Here is a 20,790-nt window from a genome sequence, read left to right as displayed (position 1 = left end):
GCCGTGGTTACCCTAGCGGACGGCAACGCTCACCTCCCTCTCCCTGATGATGGCCTTCATCTCGTTGTAGAGCGCGAGCACTTTCTCGTAGCCCGGTTTAGAGTAGCGGGCGAGGGCGGCCGCGTCGGTCAGCGGCTCCAGGCTCTGCGGGTCCACGAAGCCCTCGTTGAGGACGAGCCCGGCGTCAATCTTGCCCTCGGCCAGGGCTTCCAGGGTCAGCTCCTGCATCCGGGCCGCCACCTCGGGGATGTTTATCTCCAAAATGCACCACTTGGTGCAGTTGCCGCACTGTGTGCAGCGCAGCCCGCCCTGGCGGATAAACCGCGCGTAGTCGGCCGTCCGCGACGCGACGACCATTTCCACCGGGTAGATGTACTCGGGGCAGTTCTCCCCCTCGGGCTGGGAGAGCACCCTCATGCAGCTGCGATCCTCCAGGCAGTAAACCGAGTAGCCGGTGCCCGAGAAAATCGCCTTGAAGATGACGATGGATAGGCTGAGGCCGATGATGACCATGGCGATGCGGTTGAGGTTCTTGGTGAGCATCCGGTGCTGGGACTTGGAGATGAACTGGTAGCGCCGGACGCCGGGCAGAACCTCGATCTCGTCGCGGGGTGGACCGTAAACGATCCGCTCGTCTTTGTTATTCTTTTTCGCCATTTTCGAGCTCTGGCTGCGCCGCCCGGGAACTTCGCCGGATATGTGCGGCCGCGCCTTCCGCGGGTGAGCGGTTCGGTGGACCGGGGGGAGGTCAGGTTATCATGTACAGAATCGCCGCGATGATCCCGCCCAGGGCCCCCTGCAGGAGGCCCTTTCGCGTGCGGAAATCCAGGGCATAGGCGATCACCGCCCCGGAGAAAGCGCCGCCCAGCAGAAAGGAGATCCAGGTCAGTAAAACGCCGGCTTGCAGCATCCCCCCTAGGTCAAGAGGAGCAGGGCTCCGGCGATGGTCCCGCCGACGGCCCCCTGCAAGAGGTACACGAAGAAGGGTCCGGAGCTGACGAAGCCCGAGGCCTGGTCGGGCCAGAACAGCGCGAAGGTGATGACCATGCCCGAGACGGCGCCGCCCAACAGGAACGTGATCCAGGTGGCTAAGTTCTTCTCCTTCTCCTGGGTCGGCGTGCGCCGCTTCTTGAACGTGGCGGGATTGATGAACTTGATCATCCCCAGATTGAACACGATTATCCCGGCTAGGAGGCCGAAGAAGATGAGCAGGTTCTCCAGGGAGAAGGGGTTGTGGGCGAGCACCCAGAAGCGCATCACCAGCGCCGCCAGAGGGGTCATGGCCGCCATGATGCCGTAGCTCTGGGCGTTGCGCAGGTATCCTATCTCGGAGCGCACCATCCCCTCGGAGATGGTGCCGATGCCGCCGATGGGACTGGGGCCGCAGCTCGCCGCCGCGTTGACGATGAAGGCGGCCAGCACGATGGCCAGTTGGTTGTAGGTGAGAAGACCCGAGGCGTTGGGCATCCAGCCGGTGGCCGGCCCCATGGCCACCACAATGGGCAGGAGCGCCGCCGCCAGAATCCGCCCGCAGGGCATGGGCATGATGGTCTCGATCTGGACGAAGAGGGCTATCATGCCCGCCACGCCCAGACCGACCCCGGCGACCTTGAACTCCGACAGCCAGACGAGCACCTGGCTCAGCGACTTGAACCCGCCCGAGACCACCAGCGAGCCGGCCATCAAAAACCCGGCCACCAGGGCGGTGATGGGGTGGAGGATGATCCCGGCGATGACCTGGCGGATGGAGAGCCGGGCGATGAGCATGATGACGACCGTGGCCACCAGGAGGGTGGTGGTGATCGGGGTCTTGCCGAAGAGCCCGAAGACCGCCCCTATGAGGGCCACCAGGAAGATGACCAGGGAGATGTAACCGACGAGGGGCGCCTTGAACTTCCGGGCGATGACCTCCTCGTCGTGCGTCTGGGCCAGGGTGGCGTCGGAGGTCGAAGCGGCGCCCAGGCTCTGGGCGAGCTGCCGGCCCTCTGTGAGCCGTATCTTCTCCTCCATGTCGAACCGGGTGACGAAGAGGCTGATGAAGAGCGCGGTGAAGGCGGTGCCGATCATTATCCCGAACTCCTGGGAGCTGGTCAGGAATCCGAGCTGCTGGAGGAAGCCCTCGCCGATCTGTCCGATGCCGCCGATCTGGCTGGGTCCGCAACTGGCCGCGGCGTTGACCGCCAGTGCCGTGACCAGGACCACCATCTGTTTCTTCGTGATCAGTCGCACGCCCTCGGGGCCGAGGGTGATGATGACGGGCAGGAGCGCCGCCGCCTGAATCCGCCCGCAGGGCATGGCGAAAATGGTGGAGAACTGGGCGATGAAGACCAGGGTGCCCGCCATGCCCAGGGGGGTGCCGCGCATCTTGTTGATGACGACGCGCAGCGCGGCGAAGCCCCCCGAGCCCTCCAAAGCACCGGCGACCAGGAAGCCGCCGGCCATGGCCATGATGGGCAGGAGGATGACGTTGGACCCCACCGCCGAGCCCAGGGAGAGCATCTCGTTGAGGGACCCGCCGTCCAGCCAGATCGCCAGGACGGTCAGGACGATGTTCACCAGCGCGCCGGCGACCAGCAGGGTCTGAAGCGGAAGCGGGATCAGCCTTCGTCCGCCCACCATGATCAGCGGACCCAGGACGGTGAAGACGAAAACGAGAAGGCTCAGGATGCCGACAATCTCGTGGGCCAAGAAAGCTCCAGCGCAGGTTGTTTAAGCCGCCCGGATGAGCTCTGCAATCGGTTAGGGTGTACCCCCGGGACCCGGAGCTATCAGCTTCTCGATGCGTTTGACCACATCGAGGGGATTGAAGGGCTTGGTCAGGTGCAGCGCGATGCCTATCTCCCGGCTGATTCTCTCGTAGAGCGGTCCCGAGTGACCCGTAATTATGGCGACGGGGGTCGAAGACAAAAGCTCGTCGGCCATCAGGTCGTGGTACAGTTTGTAGCCGTCTATGCCCGGCATGAGGAGGTCCAGGATGATGGCGTCGGGTCGCTCCCTCATCGCCGCGCTCAGGACGGTGGCGGGGTCGGAGAGGGAGATAGTGTCATGCCCCCGGCTCTTGAAGGCGAGCCCCAGCGTCTCGACGATGTGCCGCTCGTCGTCCACGATCATGATCCGGGCCATGCGGACTCCTCTCCGGCACATCACCGAACGCCCGTGCCCGCCTCATGGTTCACGGCTGGGCCGTCGGGACACCCTTGCGCTCGTCGAGTATGCGCTCCACCTGCTCGACCACCGCGTACGGTTTGAAGGGTTTGGTCAGATGCAGTTTGGCGCCTATTCCCTCGCTGATGCGTCGGTAAATCTCGTCGGGCTTCGCGGTGAGGACGATCACCGGGATGCGCGACACCCGGTCGTCCTCGCCCAGACGGTTGAGCACCTCGTAGCCGTCCATCCCGGGCATCATGACATCGAGGATGATGACGTCGGGTTTTTCCCGGTCGGCGAGGGGGACGCACAGCGTCGCGTCGGACACGCCCACGACCTGGTAACCCCGTTTCTCGAAGGCCAGACAGAGCGTTTCGACGATGTGCCGCTCGTCGTCCACGATCATTATCTTCGACATGGACCCTGCCCCATCCTTTACATTACGCAGGAGTGTTACTCGTTTCGCTTCGTTTACGGCTGCGCCGCGTCGCAGGTACGCCGGGGCGTTAACCGCTTCGCTTCGTTTCCAGGAGGCTTGGGCCCCGCTGGTTCAAGGGTTACGGTTGCACCGTCGCGTGGCCGGTTTAATTCCTACCGTACCGGTGCATAATACACCGCCACCCGTTCCCGCGCAACCCCTTAACACTCGCCCTTCCGGGCCGCGGCGTCGCCTTCCGTACTTCCCCGGCGCTCGTGGACCACGATGTTGCCCGGTTTGCCCTTGCCGAACTTCTTCAGTTCGGTGACGATGTCGGTAATCTCGGCGGTGTTGGCGAAGCGACGCTTCTCGCTCGACACCAGCACGACGGTCAGGGTGAGCGTTGCGGGATACCGCCGCAGGCAACCGGTGCGGTCCGTTATCTCGTAGTAATCCCGCTTCAGGTCGGTCTCGTCGAAGTAGTCACCCACGCCTTCGCCGAAGAGCTCGATGACCCGGTTCGCCAGCTTCTCCGCGTCCTGGTGATAGCAGAGCATCATGAAGTCGTCGCCGCCGATGTGACCGACGAAGTCCTTCGGTTTGCCCAGCACCCGGGTGGCCTGGACGAGGCAGTGCGTGAGGAGGCGGATGATGGAATCGCCGCGGGCGTAGCCGTAGTAGTCGTTGAAGCTTTTAAACCGGTCTATATCCGCGTAGAAGAGGGAGTAGGGTTTGCCGGAGCGGATGACCTCCTTGAGCCGGTGCTCTATCTCCAGGTTTCCCGGCAGGCCCGTCAGCGGGTTGCAGCCGAGCTGGTAGCGCGTGCGCGACAGGACCATCTTCGCCCGGGCCAGGAGCTCCCGCTGGGAGAAGGGCTTGGCGATGTAATCGTCTATGGAGTGCTCGACGCCCCGCTCGAGGTCTATGATGTCCTGCTTGGCCGTCAGTAGAATCACCGGGATGTGGGCGGTTTCGAAGTCCTTCTTCAGCTCGGAGCACACCTGGTAGCCGTCCATCCCCGGCATCATCACGTCCAGGACGATGAGCTCCGGGTTGAAGACCTTGACCTGCTCCAGGGCCTCCTCGCCCGAGGGGCAGGTCTTGACCGTGTAGTTATCGCCCTCGAATACGGTTTTGACTATCGAGCGGATGTCGGGGTCATCGTCAACGACCATCACCCGTGTGGACATGCTTCACCCTTTGAAAAACTGACGATTACGGCTGAGCAGGCGGTGATTCGCTAAAGCATTACTCGCTTCGTCTCGTTTTGCGCGAATGAGAGGGCCATTATAAAACTCCCTCCCGGATTTGCCAAGGCACTACTCGCTTCGCTTCGTTTCGCCGGGGCGTTACTCCGCTTCGCTTCGTTTCGTCAGCCCTCGCGGTAGAGACCCTTCTCCCCGATGTAACGGGCCACCGGGTCGGGGACGAGCCACCGTAAGCTGAGCCCCGCCGCGGCTCTTTGGCGCACCAGCGTCGAGGACACGCCGAAGGGGGGCATGGGGATCTCCGACGCCCGGGTCCCGGGGGGAAGCCTTTCGGGCGTGATTACGCTCCCGGGCCTTGGCGCGTAGGCGAAGCGGGCGAGCCGGACCAGCTCGTCCACCCGGTGCCAGGTGCCCAGATCGTTCAGGTTGTCGGCGCCCACCAGAATGACCGGTTCCCCCCCGAGCATCTCCCGGAATCGCAGGACCGTGTCCAGGGTGTAGGAGACGCCGCCCCGCCGGAGCTCGATGTCGTCGGTGAAGAAGGCCGGCTCCCCCTCGAGTGCCAGCCGGAGCATGGCGAGACGGTGGGATTCCGCGGCTTTCGGGGGGCGGTCGCGGTGGGGTCCCCGGGCGGCGGGGATGAAGTACACCCGGTCCAGGTCCAGCCGCTCGCGGGCGAAGGTCGCCAGGAGCAGGTGGCCCAGGTGCACCGGATCGTAGCTGCCGCCGAAGAGGGCGTATTTCCCGGGTGTGTCCATTCTTCGACCGCCGCGGGTGGAAAGGGACGAGCGGTAGGATTTTACCACAACGATGCCCCCCATCGCGGTAAACGTCGGGGGCCGCCCCGCAATGGGGGAAGGCGTGAAAAAACCGGCCGAAGCCGGTTTGCGCTTGAGTGATCCGCCCCGTCTAGCCGCCGTCCGGGTTCCCGGCGAGAGGGCCCATCGTGTTCAAGCTCTCGCGGGCGTCCGCGGCGTACTCGTCGTCCGGGTACTCCTCCAGAATCCGCTCGAAATCGCTCCGGGCATCGTCCGCGTAACCCAGCTCCAGGAGTGCCTCCCCGCGGCGCCACAGGTTCTGCGGCGCGTACGCGGAGTCGGGGTAGGCGCCCAGGAGCATGTCGGTGTAGAGAATCACGGACCGCGGGTGATCCATCCGGCGGTACACGTATACGATGTAGTCCAGCTTGCGGGCCTCCAGCTCCTCGGCCTCCCGGATCGCATCCTCTATCTGGGGGATCAGCTCCGATCCGGGAAAGAGCTTGAGCGTGCGGCGGTATTCGCCGATGGCCGCCTTGATGAGCTCCGTGTCACGCTGGTAGTCGGGCGCGCGCTTGAAGTAGCACCGTCCGATGTTGTAGCGGGCGTTGTCGGTGTAGGACGAGTTGGGGTAGCTGGAGGCCATGTCCTCGAGAATCGCCTGCGCCTCCAGGTACAGCCCCTCTCCGTAGTATGCCATGCCCAGGTAGAACTGGGATTCGCCGGCGTACGTAGAGGAGGGGTAAACTATCAACACGTTCTCGAAGCACCCCCGCGCCGCTTCCCATTCCTCTTTATCGTAGTAGCCCTTTCCCAGCTCGAACCACTTCACGGCGGTGAGCGAGTAGAGATCCGGCAGCTCTACGGCGCAGCCGCAAAGCAATAGTGCGATGACCGGGACGATGAGTGCCGCCTTCAACGTTTACTTCTTCTCCTCAGTCTTCTTTTCGCCTGGGCGTAACTCGCTTCGCTTCGTTTTCAAAAAGGACATGTAGAGCTCCGCCTCGCGGCTGGTTCCCTTGGAGAGCTCACGGGCCTTCTGGAGGTGCCCCTTGGCGGTGTCGTAGGCTCCCTGTTGGAAATGCACCAGGCCGAGCTCGAGCTGACCGTTCTGGTAGTTGGGGTTGATGGTGATGGCCCTCTCCAGGACCTCCTCGGCCTCGGACAGCCGTCCGCCCCGGCGGAGGATTTTACCCCGAAAGACCAGCAGGTCAACAAAGGACGGCGCCAGCTCCACCGCCTCGTTGATCAACCTCTCGGCCTGCTCGATGCGGCCCATCTCCAGCTCGAGGGCGGCCAGCTCGCGGTAGCCTTCGGCCAGACGGGCCTTGATGGCGGGGCTGAGCTCGTCGGACCGGATCTTCGTCGAGGCGAGCATGGCGGTGAGCTCGGCGTCGGCCTCCTTGTACTTGCCCAGGTCGGAGAGGGTGATCAGGAGGTTGAGCCGCGCCTCCTCGTAGGCCGGGTTCAGCTCCAGAGCCTTCTGGTAGTAGCTCACGGCGACCTTGTAGTCGGAACGCATCGAGTTGCAGAGACCCATCAGGTTGTATACGTCGGGGTACTCCTTGCCCTCCCCGACCGCCATCCGCAGCTCGTTGAGCGCCTCGGCGTACATGCCCCGCTCGAAGAGGTGGCGGGCGTTGGCGACCCTGTTATGTTCCGGAGACACCGCTACCCCCTTGGGTGGTGTTTTTCCGCCAGTATAGTCACCCCCCCGGTTCGGAGTCAACCTGGGCCGTCCTTGAGGATACGGCTCCGGGGGGATTTTCGTTTCGCCGGGGCGTTACCCGGTTCGCCGGGGGCGTAGCTCGCTTCGCTCGGTTCGCTTCGGGGGAGCGGGGCGAAGGCCGGGCGCAGCGGCATGAGGAGGGAGTAGGCCAGGAGGATTCCGGCGATGGCCGCCGCGGCCCACCCCCAATCCTTCAGGCCGGCCAGTGAGTTGTACGCCAGGGGGTACACGCTCGCCGCGGTGATGAAAAGCCCCGCCGAGGCCCCGAGCCAGCGTCCCCATCCCTTCACGAGGACCAGGCCCGCCCCGGCGAGACACAAATTCAGGCTCCACAGGCCGTACATCGCGTAGAGCCAGGTCGAGAGCTCCAGGGGCGGACGGTCGAACCAGGCCAGTTCGGGCAGGAAGGTGAGGGAAAGGGCGGTCACTATACCGCCGCCCAGGCAGAGCGCCCCGAGTATCCGGATGAGCACCCTCCCGGCCCGCCAGGGGTAGGGGAGGATGTCCTCCGGTCGGATGACGTTGGGCATCAGCGACCCCCGCCGACCAGCTCCCGGATTTTAGCGAAGACCAGGGGGAGTTTTTGGGGGAAAACTCCGCCGCCCTGGGCGAAGTCGGGCCTTCCGCCGCCCTGCCCGCCCAGAATCGGCGCCAGCCCGCCCATCAATTTCCCCGCGTGGAGCCCTTTTTCCACCAGGTCCCCGGTGACGCCGCAGGCGAGGACCGCCTTCTCCCCGTCCCGCGTGGCCAACAGGATGACCGCCGAGCCCAGCTCTTCCTTCAGGCGGTCCACCGTGCCGCGCAGTGCCTTGGCGCCCACGCCGGGGAGCTCGGCGGCGAGCAGCTTTACTCCGTCAATCTCTTCCGCCTCGTCGGCCAGATTCCGGCTCCCGCCCGAGGCCAGGCGCTCCTCCAGCCCGAGAATCTTCCGGTCGGCATTTTTGCGGTCCTCCAGCAGGGTCTCGACGCGCCCGGGGAGCTCCGCCGGCGGGACCTTGACCAGGGACGCCGCCCGGTTCAGGAGGCCCTCGCGCCGGTTCACGTGCTCCACCGCCGCCATGCCGCACACCGCCTCGATGCGCCGGATGCCGGCCGCCAGCGCGCCCTCCTGCACGACGTACAGGCTCCCAATCTCCCCCGTCGCCCTGACGTGCGTCCCGCCGCATAGCTCCTTCGAGTAGTCTCCGGTCTCCACCAGCCGGACATCGCCGGAGTACTTCTCGCCGAAAAGCATCATCGCCCCGAGGCGCCCGGCTTCCTCCAAAGTTACTATCCGCCAGCGCACGGGGTCGTTCAGCAGAATCTTTTCGTTGACCAGCCGCGTGATTTCCGCCAGCTCGTTTTCCGTAACGGCCCGGGGGTGGTTCAGGTCGAAGCGGAAGTTTTTCGGCCCGACCCAGGAGCCGGCCTGGACGGCGTGCTCGCCCAGAACCTTGCGCAGCGCCCAGTGAAGGACGTGCGTCGCCGTGTGGTGGGCCTGGATGCGCCGCCGGCGGGATTCGTCCACCGACGCCCGGACGGTTTCCCCGACGCGAAAAGGGCCGTTTTTGACTGTGCCGACGTGCAGGTGAGCCCGGCCGGCCTTCCGGGTGTCCGTGACCGTGAAGACGCCGCCCCTGTCGGTCGTGAGCTCGCCCGTGTCGCCGACCTGCCCGCCCGATTCGGCGTAGAAGGGCGTCTCGTCCAGGACCATCGTACCCTCCGCGCCCGTCTCCAGGGTGTCCACCGACCCGTGCGCGGCGTCGAAGAGCGCGACGACCCGGGATTCCAATTCCAGCGCGTCGTAGCCGCGGAAAACGGTTTCCAGGCCGGTCACCGTAGGCCCCCCGTCGCCGGAGTGGAAGCGGGCCGACGCCCGCGAGGTCTCCCGGGCCGCCTCCAATTCACGCTCGAAGCCCTCCAGGTCTACCGAGAGCCCCCGCTCCTCGGCCATCACCGCCGTCAGGTCCACCGGGAAGCCGAAGGTGTCATAGAGCCTGAAGGCGTCGCGCCCGGAGACGATTTTCCCGGTGAGGTCTTTGACGATGCTCCCAAAAACCTCCATCCCGGCGGCCAGGGTGCCGAGGAAGCGCTCCTCCTCGCGGCAGAGTGCCTCCTTCGTCCGCTCGGCCCGTAGGAGGATGTCGGGGTAGCTCGACCCGAGGACGTCGTTGACCGGGTCCACCAGCCGGTAGACGAAGGGCTCCTCGACGCCCAGCTCGAAGCCCAGCCTGCCGGCCCGCCGCAGGAGCCTCCGCAGGGCGTACCCCCGCCCCGTGTTCGAGGGGAAGACCCCCTCGGCGAGCGTCACGGTGAGCGCCCGGGCGTGGTCGGCCACGGCCCAGAGTTTTGGGCGGACGGCCGGGTCGTCGGGGTCGCGGCCCACGATGATCGCCGCCGCCTCGATGATCGGTCGGAAGAGGTCGGTATCGTAGTCGCTGGCCTTTCCTTGAAGGATGGCCGTCAGACGGTCAACGCCCAGGCCGGTGTCTATCCCCCGGTTTTTCAACCGGGCCAGGGTGCCGTCGGGCTGCATGTCGAACTGGGGGAAGACCAGGTTCCAGAACTCCACGAAGCGGTCGCACTCGCACCCCGGGCGGCATTCGGAGCGTCCGCAGCCTTGCTCGGGGCCGTTGTCCCAGTAGAGTTCCGAGGACGGGCCGCAGGCGCCGGTTTTCCCCGCCGGGCCCCAGAAATTGTCCTCGGCGCCCAGCCGGATCACGTGCTCCGCCGGTATACCGATGACTTCCCGCCAGAGCCGGTGCGCCTCGTCGTCGTCGGTGAAGACCGCGGCGTGGATGCGCGCCGGGTCCATCCCGTAGACCTCCGTCGAGAGCTCCCAGGCCCAGCGGACGGCCTCCTCCTTGAAGTAGTCGCCGAAGGAGAAGTTGCCCAGCATCTCGAAGAATGTGTGGTGGCGCCGTGTCCGGCCCACGTTCTCCAGGTCGGTCAGCCGGAAGCACTTCTGCAGGGAGCAGGCCCGGGCCGGCGAGAAAGGCACCGGCAGCGTCCCGGCCCAGTACGGCTTGAACTGGACCATCCCCGCCGAGTTGAAGAGCAGACTGGGGTCGTCCCGGGGCACCAGCGGCGCCGAGGGGACCTCGGTGTGCCCGCGTTGGACGAAGAAGTCCAGATAGGTGCGCTTTATCTCGTGGCTGGTCGGCATTTTTACCCGTTCGATGGGGGTGCGCGTCAACGGGGCGATTATAACAGGCCACCGACGGGGGGCCAAGCGTCCACGGTCGGGTCGGTCGAATCAGGGCACCGGCCAGAAGGCGAAGAGTGGTATTAGCTCCGCCGTGACCGCCTGCTCCTCCCGCTCCGGGTCGTTGGAAAAGCAGGTGAGCTCCACGGTCTCCACCACGCCGTCCACGGGGATGCGCTCGGTGCTCCCCCGCAACTCGTAGGGGCTCTCGTGGGGCTCCAGCTCGAACCAGGTATCCCAGGTTACCGTGTCCCCCGGTGTGGTCTCCCCGCCCTCGTCGTAACCGCCGACGACCAAAAATCCGTCGAGGGGCAGCGGCCGACCCAGGTCCACGGTGACGACTTTCCCCTGCCACGCGGTTTGGAGGTCGCCGTCGAACAGCCGTTCGGCACCGGGGGGATCGGTGGAGATAATCGGGGTCAGCTTCCCCGTGGCCAGGTCCAGCTCCTGCCACCGGGCCAGTCCCCAGGGCGGGAAACCCGGGTGGCAGCCCCAGGGCATGGTCCAGGAGGCCGGTGCGGCAACCATCTCCTCGGCCAGAACGACCGTCCGCCCGTCCCGTCCGGCGACGGGGAGGATCCACCCGACCTCGCCCAGCACCTCGGTCACCGTGTCGGTCACCAGATTCCAGCGCAGGAGCGGCTGCAGGTCGAGGAACTCGTCCGAGGCCGGGGAGTGGGGGTGGAAGTTCAGGTAGAGGGACTCCCCGTCGTCGGACCACTCGAGCAGGTGGACGCTGACCCGGATCTGGTTCGTCTCCACGGGGAAGGTCCGCTCCTGGAGGACCTCGCACTCCCGCCCCAGGCCGTAGACGGTTACGTCCACCCGGTGCTCGTCGCCGCCGACGGCCACGGCGAGCCGGTCCCCCTCCGGCGACAGGGCGAAGTCCGAGTAGTACGAAGGGACGGTCAGTTCATACATGTCCACGAAGAAGCCCATGTCGGCGTCGTCCAGGTGCATGCGCCGGATACGCAGATCGGTCGGGTCCGTCTCGTCCCCCCGTCGGCCGAAGTAGATGTAGCCGTCGAGGCATCCCAGGAGAAGGCCGTACTCGTCCATCGCCAGCTCGAAGGTCCGGCCGTGCCGCTCCAGGACGGCGGCGTCGGTCCACGGCATCCATTGGAGCTCGTAACCCTCGCCGACGATTTCGATGCCCGGCTCGTAGAGTTCCGACCAGACGTACCGGGGCCGGTCGAGCTCGGCGGAGGTGAGCGATGCCGCCAACACCATGATAAATAGAAGCTTGTGGGTGAGCATATCAATCCCTTTAAAAGAAGCGACCGATGAGATACCACCAGGCGCCGGTGGCGAACATGACGAGATTCACGACCAACAGCGCGCCGCCCACGATGTGGCAGACCCGCCACAGCTTCCAACGCTTCTCGACGATGAGCACCTTGGCGGCGCAGAGCGCCAGCCCGACGAAGCCGACCACCGAGTGCAGCACCACCCGGTCCGTGTTGCCGCGGATGCCGTGGGCCGCGAGGCAGATGACGGTCAACAGGAGGTAGAGGGCCAGGGTCGTCCAGCCGAAGATTCTATGCCTGCGGCGCAGTTTCGCGCCCTTATCCGGGTCCCGCCTGGTCGCCGGGCGGGAGGAGTAGATGAGGACGTACGCGGTGAGCGCCGCCAGGAGGGTCAGGACGGTCAGGCAGCTCTTGAGGAGCCACAGGGGCGAGGCGGTCACCGGGGGCTGCGGGACCTCGCGCCCCGCCTCGACCCACCCCGCGAGACTGTGGCCGTGGGCCGCGTAGTAGAGGCCGCGCTCGTTGCGCGGGCCGCCGCCCCTGGGATCGAGGTGGCAGTAAACGCAGTCCTTGCGCTCCCGGTCCGCGTACTCGGGCCGGGCGGAGGCGCAGACGACGATAAAGAGAACCGCGAGTAAGGTGATCTTTTTCATGGCGAGGCGTGGGTGAAGACGCCGAAACCGCCCCAGTACGCCGGGCTGGCAAAATTCTCCCGAGTCGAGAGCTGGGCCAGCCGGAGCGCTTCGGCGGGCGGGAGCCCGTCGGCGAGGCCCAGGAAGAGGTTGCGGACGGTGATGGCGGTGGCGATGTCCGAAGTACGCCAGAAGGTGGCGGCCACGGCGTCCGCCCCGGCGAAGAGAAAGGCCCGCGCCAGAGAAAGGAACTCCAGACCGTCGGCCCCCTCGGGCACCGCCGTCTCGCAGGCCGAGAGGACCGCAAGCTCGCATTCCAGGGGCAGGGCGAGAATCTCCCTCACGGTGAGCAGGCCGTCATCGTTCGCGGGTGTCGCACCGTCCTCCCCCTCCGCCGGAGTCAGCAAAAGGGCGGATGAGAGCGGGTCGCCCGGCACGAGCCGGGTGTGGGTGGCCAGGTGCAGCCGACGGGCCCGACCGGCCAGCTCGTCGTAGCGGCTCTCCAGGGCGGCCTGGCCGGTGAACGGGGCCGGTCCGCCGGGGAACAGGCCGGCGATGCTCTCCGCTTCCTTCTCGGCGAAGGGAAGGTCGTCCCGGGGGTTTCCCGTGGTCGGGTTGGCGAAGCTGACCAGCGGCAGCTCGCCGTAGGCGTCGTTTACGGGCGAGAGCCAGGCGGTGAAGCTCGGGGCGTAGGCCAGCGAGAAGCGGTCCAGCAGGCAGCCGCTCCCGAAGGGCAGGACGGCGAAGGGCACGTAGGCGAGCTCGCCGTCGGGGATGATCAACAGCTCGTCCACGTCCGCCGCGTCGAGCACGTCGGCCCAGGGACCGATGACCTCGGCGGCCAGGGCGGCTGCGAGCTCGTCGAAACGGGTCTGGTCGCCGCGGGAGGTGAAGAGGGTGGTCAGCTCCCGGGCGGAGCTCCGGGCGGCCTGTGCCGGCCTCTCGACGACCCTGACCCCGTCGCCGTCCACCAGCCAGCTCCAGAGGCGGTCACCGTCCAGGTGATAGACCAGGGCTACCCGACGGTCGCCGACGCCCCGGATGATTTCCTCCGCCGTCGCCGTTTTCCCGACGACCCCGGCGAAGGCGGGCCGGCGCTCGATTATCTCCCCGACCAGCCTTTCCTCTTCCGCCAGCGCCCCGGCCGGCCCCGCGTCGCTCTCCGCCCCGAGGAGGAGGGAAATCTGCCGGGACAGCTCGGTATACCGGGCCAGGGCCCGCCCGAGCTCCGGGTCTTGCCAGGGGATGTCCGCCGCCAACAGGGTCCGTTCGCCGACGACGGAGCGGCAGATTTCCTCCAGCTCGAGGCTCCGGTCGTAATCCCCGGTCTCGAGGGCGAGCCCGATGCCGTGGGTGAAGAGCTGCTTGGGCCCGACGAAGATGCCCTGATGGGCGGCGGCGAGTGGCGATTCGGGCGCGGCCTGCCGCACGATGTCCAGGGCCAGATTGAACTCGGCCAGCGCCGTCGGACGGTCTCCCCCGTGGGCGGCCAGACGGCTGAGCTGGTGGTGGATCCGCCAGAGGAGGTCGGGCCGCCCGGTGACGACCGCCCCCCTCCGGGCCCGATTCAGGCAGTCGGCCGCCTTCGCGGGGTCGTCGGGGAGGACCAGGCGAGCCACGTCGCAGTAGCCCAAAATCGTCCTCGGGTTCGTCAGGTCCGCATCCGCCAGGTAGCGCTCGTGGAAGGCGACGGCCTCGGCGGTCTTCCCCTCGAGCTCGGCGACGGCGGCCAGGTGCCGCAGGTCGTTCGACACTCCCTGGGAGTAGCCTATCCGCTGGTCCTCGGCCAGTGCCTCCTCGAAGTGGACGCGGGCGATGCCCAGGCGGCCGCTGAGACGGTACACGAGCCCCAGATTGGAGTGGGCGGCGGCCGTTTCCTGGGCGTCGCCGGAGGCTACGGCCCTCTCCAGGGCGGTCGTCGCCGCGGTGAGCGCCTCGTCGGTCCGGCGCATCCCCAAGAGCGACAGCGCCTCGCTGCCCAGGAAACGGGCGATGAGGCCGGGCGGCCCGTCCTCCCCCAGCTCCGCGAGAACCTTTCGGCTTATCTCCAGGGATTCCTTGAAGGACCGGTCCTTCCAGTACGCCTTGGCCAGGCCGAAGAGGTTGTCCAGACGCGCCGTTGGAGCGTCGGGCTCGCCGGGGTACCTCTCCGCCTTGGCCAGGCCCTCGGTGTGGTACGCCCTGGCGGCGGAGACGTCGCCCTTCTCCGTGGCGATGAAGCCCAGGAGCGCCAGGGCCCTCGCCTCACCCACCGGGTCGCCCAGGGAGGCGAAGGTCAGCCGGCTGAGCTCGGCGTAGCCCTCGGCCCGCTCCTGATCGTCCAGGTTGGCCTGGTAGAGGTTCCCCAGCTCGAGCGTTACCTGGGCCCGCGTCGCCTCGCGCTCGACCCCCACGGCCAGGTCGGCGGCCAGGTCGTACTCCTCCGCCGCATTCTCGAAGCGGTACAGGCGCACCAGCAGGCGGGCGCGGTCGAGGTGGCCGGAGAGGTAGGGGTCGGTCAGGGCGGCGACCTCGGGCCCGCCCAACTCGCCCAGGGCGCTCAGGTAATCGTCGTTGGCCTCCAGCGCCGCGTCCAGGTCGCCGGCCTCCGCCTTCAGGGCGCTCAGACGCCGGTAGGCCTTGGCGCGGGAGACCGGGTCACCGGCGGCCTCCAGGAGCTTCACCTGGTACTCCAGCGCCAGATTCAGCTTCCCCGAATCGCGCGCGGCGCTGACGGCGGCTCCCCAGAGCTGCAGCTTCTTCTCGTCGTCACCCAGGCGCTCCGCCATCCCCGCGGCCTTGAGGAACTGGTACAGGGCGGTCTCGAAATCCCCCTCCCCCTGGTAGGCCAGGGCCGAGCGGACCGTGTTCGAGAACTGCTCCTCGGCGAAGGTACGCGCCTCGGCGTCGGAGAACCCGGCGAACCCCAGGAGCATCGCCCCGGCCCAGTCCGTCGCGGATGGGTACTTCTCCCGCACCTCGAGCTGGGCCAGACGTACCGCCTCGGCCGGCGGCTCGCTCAACCGCCGGCGCGCGAAGGCATCCGCGAAGAGGTTCCGCGCCCCGTCGGCGGCCGTGTTGGGGGAGAAGATGAGGCTGGGCACCCCGGCGTAGGTGAAGCATCGGCAAAGGACGGCCAGACCGCTCCCGAGGCCGGGACCCAGCTCGATCCGGTTTCCGGTGTCGTTGAGGCTCACGACGTTGATGTCGAGGGTGTTGCCCAACAGGGCGTTGAAGTTCAGGAGCCCCTGGTCCCGGCGGGCGAGGCGGCCGGATTGTGCCTCGGAGAGGCGGAAACCGAAGGAGAGCGGATCGCCGCCCGAGAACTCGAGGGGCACCGTCATGTCCAAGTGGCCCTTCGAGGTGATGGATTCCACCAGTTCCGACTCGGTGATGTCGGAGGGGGCCAGGTCGCCGGAAACCTCCGCGCTTCGCTCCCGGGCGGCCTGGCGGGCCGAATCCGGAACGCCGACCCGGCCCACGAAGAACATCGGTTTCGAGTAGCTCGCGTTCCGGGCCTCGTAGCAGTAGGTCAGTTCGGAGAAGGAGGCCACGACCGCCACCGGCGTCGTCTCGACGAGGGGCCGGCCGTCCCCCGCGGGAAGGGCGGGCCAGGGAACGCGCCAGAGCACGCCGTCCGGCGCGATGTAAACGGTCCGGGCCCCGCCTATCTCTCCCGCGTACGGGGAGAAGAGGAAGTGCCCCAGCTCGTCGAGGGCGCTTGCGTCCCCGGCGTCCGCCCGGTCCACCAGCTCCCGGGCCGTCGCCCGGCTCAGCCCGATCCGCGACTGCCGCACGCCGTCGGAGTCCAGGAGCCAGGCGTAGAGGCCGTCGCCGGCGAAGAAGTAGGTGAGTAAAATCTCGCCCCCGCGCAGCACCTCTTCAGCCTCCGTGAGCCCGGTGGGATAAACCCCCACCAGGGCCGTCAGGATGGGTTTCCGACCGTGCTGCTCCTCGACTATCTCACGGTAGTGGAGCCGCTCGTCCACCAGTTGCCGCCGCAGCTCATCGAGCTCCCCGGTAACCGCGGGGTCCGCGGAGAGGCTTTCGGCGGAGATGCGGTCGCTGAGGTCGGAAATCCGCTCCTGGGTGAAGAGCTCGTCGCCCAGGAACAGCTTGTCCATCTCGCTGGCCAGCTCGAGCTCCCGGTCGGCGAAGATACTTGCCAGGTACGCCTGCTGTTCGCGGTCAACCAGGCGGAGCGCGTCCTCGACGGCCCCCGCGTCGGCCGACAGGACCACCATCTTCTCGTAGAGGTCGCGGATCTCGGCGAAGGTCACCGAGAGGGGCACGGTTTGGGTTTTCTGGCCGATTTCCCGCTCCACCGTTTCCAGGGCCTGTTCCAGGTAAACCTTGGCCCGGCCGGGTTCCCCGCGCGAGATGTAGAGCTCGGCCAGGGAACGGCTCGCCCGCCAGGACAGCCGGTCCAGGGCGAAGAGGTTCGCCCGGTCCCGCGCCCGCTGCAGGAGGTTCTCCGCCTCGGCGAAGCCGAGCCGCACCAGCGCCACCCCCCGGTTGTGCTCACAGGCCACCGCACCGGCGGCGTCCCCCAGGGTTTCGTAGGCGCTCTGAGCGGTGAAGAAGGCGGCTTCGGCCTTTCTTATGCGTTCGTACCGCTCGACCGGGGTCTCGTCGTCGCCCGCGAGGTACAGACGGAGGAGCCCGCGGGCGTTGGCGATGCGCGCCCCGAGCTTCGGGTCCGCCACGCTGTAAAGTTTGGGGGCGTACTCCTCGAGCGCCCTCTGGACCTCGGCGGCGATGCCGTGGAGGTCGCCCGTCGCTCCGTCCGTCCCCCAATCGGGGAACAGCTCCTCGACGGGTGTCCCCTCCATGCGCACCCGGTCGGCGATGTTCATGGCGATTTCCGCCAGGTTGGAGAGTGCCACGAGCGCGCCCCGGTACGCGCCGCCCGCGAGGCACGCCTTCATGGAGGCGAGGTAGTTCTTCGCCGCTTCGGCCAGGTCGCCCAGCTTGTAGGAGAGGTAACCGATCCGGTTGAAGATTCTCCCCCTCTCGGCGGAGGCCACCTCCTCGTTCTTCTCGCCGGAGGTCTCCTCGAAGAGGGCCAGGCGCTCTTCGTAGCAGGCGATGGCCGCGCGGTAGTCCCCCCGGCGGGAATGGCACTTGGCCGCGAAGGTGTAGATGAGCTCCTTCTCGCCGGCGAGGTCGAACCCCCTGGCCGCCTCCGAGGAATCGCCCACCAGGCCCGCGCTGAAGGAGAAGTCCAACAGACCGCTGCCGGCGGTCGAGTACCGGGCCCGGCCGAGCTGCTCCAGGACGTCGAGCGTCTGCTGGAAGTAGTCGAGGGCGTCGGCGTAGAGCTGGAGGAAGTAGTAGCAGATGCCGATGTTTCGAAGAGCGTAGGAGCGCTTGGCGCGGGCGGCCAGGGCCCTCTCGGCGGCGCGGGTGCGGTCGCCGATGTCCGGCAGATCGGCGGCGGCGGCCTCCTCCCTCTGGGCCACCCGGCCGTAAAGGTCGGCGGATTGGATGAAGCAAGTCAGCGCCTTGTCGTAGGCTTCCTGTTCGAAATAGACCAGGGCCTGGCCGTCGGTGCACATGAGGACGCCCACGTCGTTGCCCATCTCGGCGAAGATGTCCCGGGCGGTCCCGTAGTGCCGGACCGCCTCGGGGTAGTTCTCGGTGTGGCGGGCGCAGCGGCCGGCGTTGAAGTGGTAGCGCGCTTCCACCTCCGCCCCGCGGGGCTCGGTCATCAGCTCCTCGCGCCTCTGGTAGTGCTCGTAGGCCGGGCCGAAGTTGTACAACAGGTAGCTGGCGTTGCCGAGGAGCAGCTCGATGTCGGCCTCGAAGTCCGGGTACTCCGCCTCGTCGTTCTGGGCGCGGGCGAGGCTCAGGTAATCCAGCGCATGCTCCAGAAGATCGCCGGCCTCCTGCTCGTTGTCATCCCCCCTCTCCCTGACGGCGCGTTCGAGCTCGATCCAGCCCAGGGTGAACCAGGCGGCCGGAAAAACGAAGCGGAGGTTCACCGCCCGGTGGAGCTCGTCCTCCGCCTCGTACAGCTCCCCGTAGTTGATCCCGCTCCCCGGGCCGGTGGAGGGGTAGGTCAGGGCCAGCCCGAGGGCGTAACGGGCGATGGGGTCGTCGGGATGGTCCCGGAGGCGGTCCCGGTACTCCCGTACGATGTCGCCCCGCTTACCCATGTCCTCGCAGTAGAGTTTTACCAGGGCGTGGTGGACCCGGTCGTTGGAGTAATCGAAGTTCATGGCGCGGCGGATGAGCGCCTCGGCGCGCTGGAGGTCGTTGCGCTGCCGATAACCGTCCGCTTCCTCCAACAGGAGCCGGCGGAGGGTCTGGGAGGCGCGGATGGATTCCAACCCCCCCGAAAGCTCGCCGTAGGAACCCACGATGCGCTCGAGGGCCGTCGCGGCCTCCTCGGGGCGTCCGAGCTCCTTTTCCACTTCGGCTATCTTGAAAAGAACGCTCACCACGAGGAAACTCGCCCGCGGGTAACCCTTCAGCACCTCGCGGTAAGCGACCAGGGTCTCTTCCTCCTGGCCCATCCGCCTGAGCTCGTCGCCGATTTGGCCCTGGGCGTAGCCGGCCAGCTCGGGGTAGTCGGCGAAATCGCGGGTCATCTTCTCCAGGGCCACTATCCGCTCCACGTCCCGCATGTTGCCCACGGTGAGGTTCACCAGATCGCGCTGGGTCAGGTTCTGCCACCTCTTCTCGGCGGGGTAGTTCGTGAGGACGTAGAGGTAACGGTCCCGGGCCTCATCGTGGCGACCCATCCGCTCCAGGGAGCGGGCCGCCTTGAAGTCCGCCTCGGCGCGCAGACTGAAATCGGAGCCGATACGAGCGGCCGTGTCGTAGCTCTCCAGCGCCTCCCCCACCCTGCCCACCCGGTAGAGGACGTCCCCGGCCAGGACGAGGCTGCCGCAGGCGACCTCTGGAACGTACTCCACGGTTTCCGCCGCCAGGTCCCGCGCGCGGGCCAGGAGATCGGGGGTCAGCTCCTCCACCGTCCGGCCCTCGTCCACGTACCGGTAAGCCGCGGGAAGCTGGTCGAAGTAGATGGCCCCGAGCCACTCCTGCTGGAGCTTGGACAGCACGCTCGCCGCCCCGGCGGTGATGCCTCCCGGCCAGCGGCCGACCACTCCCGCGCGCTCGATCCCGGCCTGTCGGCTCCAGCCGAGGTTCTCCATGTCGGAGGCGAGCTCGAGCTGGGCCCGGGCGGCCAGGTCCTCCTGGCGGTAGTAGGTGTCCACGAAAAGGGTGAAGGCCAAAAGTCGGGCGATGGGGTCCTCGACGACTCCCCGCGCCAGACGCAGGGCGGTGGAGGGGTTTTTCGGCAGCTCGGGAAGCGCGAGCGGCATACTCCAGATGTCGCCGTTGGTGGAGCGGTCGGAGCTGAAGTAGACGAGAACGCCGTCTGTGTCGGCGAAGCCGTCCCAGTTGGCGCCCGTGGTGAGGCGGCGGTAGACCGCCTGCCCGGGTCTCAGACGGTCGGCCGCGGCGGCGCCGGGCAACCCGCCCTCGAGGATGCGCCGCAGCGGCTCCGCTTCCAAAAAGCAGAGCTGGGCGTTGTCCAGGGTGTCCACCACGCCGTCGGAGTTCGTGTCCAGGGCGAAGCGGGTGAAGAGGATACCCTCGGGTCTCCAACGCGGCCGGACCATGACCCCCGCCTCGGACACCAGGGTTCTCCGAACGCCGTCCGAGAGCCGCCTGGCCTCCAGGGTGCTGCCGCCCACTCCGGGGACGATGTAGCACAGCCAGGACCCGTCGGGGGAGAGGGTCGGGTTGGCGCCGCCCGCCTCGGTGATGCGCTGGAGCCCCTCGCCCGTCCGCTCCACCCGGTAGACGTTGGCCAGGTTCGGTGACGGTTCCCATTCGGCGTCCACCGCCCCGGGAGGGGGCCGGTAGTCGGCGGGCTCCGACCGGGTGAAGTAGATGTAGTTCTCGTCGGGTGTGGGTACGGGGGTCTCATCACGGCCCAGGTGGTTCGTCAGCCGCGTGGTGAAGCCCAGCTCGATGCTGTAGCAGTAAATCTCGCCCTCGGGGTCGTCGCGGGTGCTGGTGAAGTAGATTTTCGTTCCGTCGGGCGACCAGACCGGGTTGTAATCGTCGGCGGTGTTGGTCGTGAGCTGGGTGAGCCCGCGGCTCTCCAGGTCCATGAGCCAGATGTCCGAGTTCCCGCTCGAATCGGAGACGAAGGCGAGCCGGTTGTCCCCGCGGTTGACCGCCGGGGAAGACTCGAAGGAAAATTGGGTGGTGATTTGAACCGGCTCGGGCAGGGGGAACGTCTCGGGCTCCTCCGCCTCGGGGGCGTCACCTCGGGCGGCCGGCGCGAGGAGGGCCAGGAGAAATGCGCAGATGAGCGGATGGAGACGCGGCATGAAAGTACGGGTTACGGCTTGGCCGCCTCGGAACGCCGTCGCAGATACACGGTACGGGCTTTTCTCACCAGGATTATACACGCCGTCCGTCGCGTTGGGTAGCATTCGACGGGGCGGCGCCTTGCCAAAGGACCGCG

14 protein-coding genes are annotated in these 20,790 nt (G+C 67.2%); all 14 read right to left on the bottom strand.

Features of this window, described 5'->3' with window-relative positions:
* Positions 1-12: 12 nt before the first annotated feature.
* The 14 genes from VM054_04510 to VM054_04445 all read right to left on the bottom strand — a co-directional run bounded on the left by VM054_04510 (position 13) and on the right by VM054_04445 (position 20,653).
* Entirely contained in the window at positions 13-657 is a 645-nt protein-coding gene (locus VM054_04510) for a hypothetical protein (GenBank protein HUT98320.1), read from the bottom strand.
* A 91-nt stretch (positions 658-748) separates the two neighbouring features.
* Complete coding sequence (locus VM054_04505; protein HUT98319.1) at positions 749-910, bottom strand: hypothetical protein; 162 nt, start codon at positions 908-910, stop codon at positions 749-751.
* Between the two features lie 5 nt (positions 911-915).
* Positions 916-2,688, bottom strand: a complete 1,773-nt coding sequence (locus tag VM054_04500; protein ID HUT98318.1) for a hypothetical protein — start codon at positions 2,686-2,688, stop codon at positions 916-918.
* A gap of 51 nt (positions 2,689-2,739) precedes the next feature.
* Complete coding sequence (locus VM054_04495) at positions 2,740-3,123, bottom strand: response regulator (GenBank protein HUT98317.1); 384 nt, start codon at positions 3,121-3,123, stop codon at positions 2,740-2,742.
* 49 nt (positions 3,124-3,172) lie between these two features.
* A complete protein-coding gene (locus VM054_04490; GenBank protein HUT98316.1) occupies positions 3,173-3,565 on the bottom strand; it encodes a response regulator in 393 nt (130 codons plus the stop codon).
* Between the two features lie 221 nt (positions 3,566-3,786).
* Positions 3,787-4,755 carry a response regulator gene (locus tag VM054_04485; protein ID HUT98315.1) on the bottom strand — a complete coding sequence of 323 codons (969 nt, stop codon included), beginning with the start codon at positions 4,753-4,755 and terminating at the stop codon, positions 3,787-3,789.
* A gap of 182 nt (positions 4,756-4,937) precedes the next feature.
* Entirely contained in the window at positions 4,938-5,531 is a 594-nt protein-coding gene (nadD, locus tag VM054_04480; GenBank protein HUT98314.1) for a nicotinate (nicotinamide) nucleotide adenylyltransferase, read from the bottom strand.
* 151 nt (positions 5,532-5,682) lie between these two features.
* The gene (gene bamD / locus VM054_04475; protein HUT98313.1) at positions 5,683-6,450 is read right to left on the bottom strand and encodes an outer membrane protein assembly factor BamD; all 768 of its coding nucleotides are present in this window, start codon (positions 6,448-6,450) and stop codon (positions 5,683-5,685) included.
* A 3-nt stretch (positions 6,451-6,453) separates the two neighbouring features.
* Positions 6,454-7,200 (bottom strand): tetratricopeptide repeat protein, encoded by a 747-nt coding sequence (locus VM054_04470; GenBank protein ID HUT98312.1) that lies wholly within the window; start codon positions 7,198-7,200, stop codon positions 6,454-6,456.
* Positions 7,201-7,256: 56 nt separating this feature from the next.
* Complete coding sequence (locus tag VM054_04465) at positions 7,257-7,790, bottom strand: hypothetical protein (GenBank protein ID HUT98311.1); 534 nt, start codon at positions 7,788-7,790, stop codon at positions 7,257-7,259.
* A complete protein-coding gene (alaS, locus tag VM054_04460) occupies positions 7,790-10,405 on the bottom strand; it encodes an alanine--tRNA ligase (protein ID HUT98310.1) in 2,616 nt (871 codons plus the stop codon). Before alaS ends, VM054_04465 begins: the two co-directional genes overlap by 1 nt.
* A gap of 90 nt (positions 10,406-10,495) precedes the next feature.
* Positions 10,496-11,701 carry a hypothetical protein gene (locus tag VM054_04455; protein ID HUT98309.1) on the bottom strand — a complete coding sequence of 402 codons (1,206 nt, stop codon included), beginning with the start codon at positions 11,699-11,701 and terminating at the stop codon, positions 10,496-10,498.
* A gap of 10 nt (positions 11,702-11,711) precedes the next feature.
* Positions 11,712-12,344, bottom strand: coding sequence for a DUF6529 family protein (locus VM054_04450; protein HUT98308.1), 633 nt, complete (start codon positions 12,342-12,344; stop codon positions 11,712-11,714).
* Positions 12,341-20,653 carry a CHAT domain-containing protein gene (locus VM054_04445; protein HUT98307.1) on the bottom strand — a complete coding sequence of 2,771 codons (8,313 nt, stop codon included), beginning with the start codon at positions 20,651-20,653 and terminating at the stop codon, positions 12,341-12,343. The genes VM054_04450 and VM054_04445 overlap by 4 nt, the downstream gene beginning before the upstream one ends.
* Positions 20,654-20,790 lie beyond the last annotated feature (137 nt).

The organism is bacterium (genome assembly GCA_035528375.1).
Classification (GTDB): domain Bacteria; phylum RBG-13-66-14; class RBG-13-66-14; order RBG-13-66-14; family RBG-13-66-14; genus RBG-13-66-14.
Note: the sequence above shows the minus strand (reverse complement) of the source record. Positions and strands in the feature narration are given on the sequence as shown.

Excerpts from the sequence above, each read along its gene's own strand:
- VM054_04510 (HUT98320.1), bottom strand. The coding sequence starts at position 657 with ATGGCGAAAAAGAATAACAAAGACGAGCGGATCGTTTACGGTCCACCC.
- VM054_04465 (HUT98311.1), bottom strand. The coding sequence starts at position 7,790 with ATGCCCAACGTCATCCGACCGGAGGACATCCTCCCCTACCCCTGGCGG.
- VM054_04455 (HUT98309.1), bottom strand. The coding sequence starts at position 11,701 with ATGCTCACCCACAAGCTTCTATTTATCATGGTGTTGGCGGCATCGCTC.
- VM054_04505 (HUT98319.1), bottom strand. The coding sequence starts at position 910 with ATGCTGCAAGCCGGCGTTTTACTGACCTGGATCTCCTTTCTGCTGGGC.
- VM054_04445 (HUT98307.1), bottom strand. The coding sequence starts at position 20,653 with ATGCCGCGTCTCCATCCGCTCATCTGCGCATTTCTCCTGGCCCTCCTC.
- VM054_04495 (HUT98317.1), bottom strand. The coding sequence starts at position 3,123 with ATGGCCCGGATCATGATCGTGGACGACGAGCGGCACATCGTCGAGACG.
- VM054_04450 (HUT98308.1), bottom strand. The coding sequence starts at position 12,344 with ATGAAAAAGATCACCTTACTCGCGGTTCTCTTTATCGTCGTCTGCGCC.
- VM054_04485 (HUT98315.1), bottom strand. The coding sequence starts at position 4,755 with ATGTCCACACGGGTGATGGTCGTTGACGATGACCCCGACATCCGCTCG.
- nadD (HUT98314.1), bottom strand. The coding sequence starts at position 5,531 with ATGGACACACCCGGGAAATACGCCCTCTTCGGCGGCAGCTACGATCCG.
- VM054_04490 (HUT98316.1), bottom strand. The coding sequence starts at position 3,565 with ATGTCGAAGATAATGATCGTGGACGACGAGCGGCACATCGTCGAAACG.
- alaS (HUT98310.1), bottom strand. The coding sequence starts at position 10,405 with ATGCCGACCAGCCACGAGATAAAGCGCACCTATCTGGACTTCTTCGTC.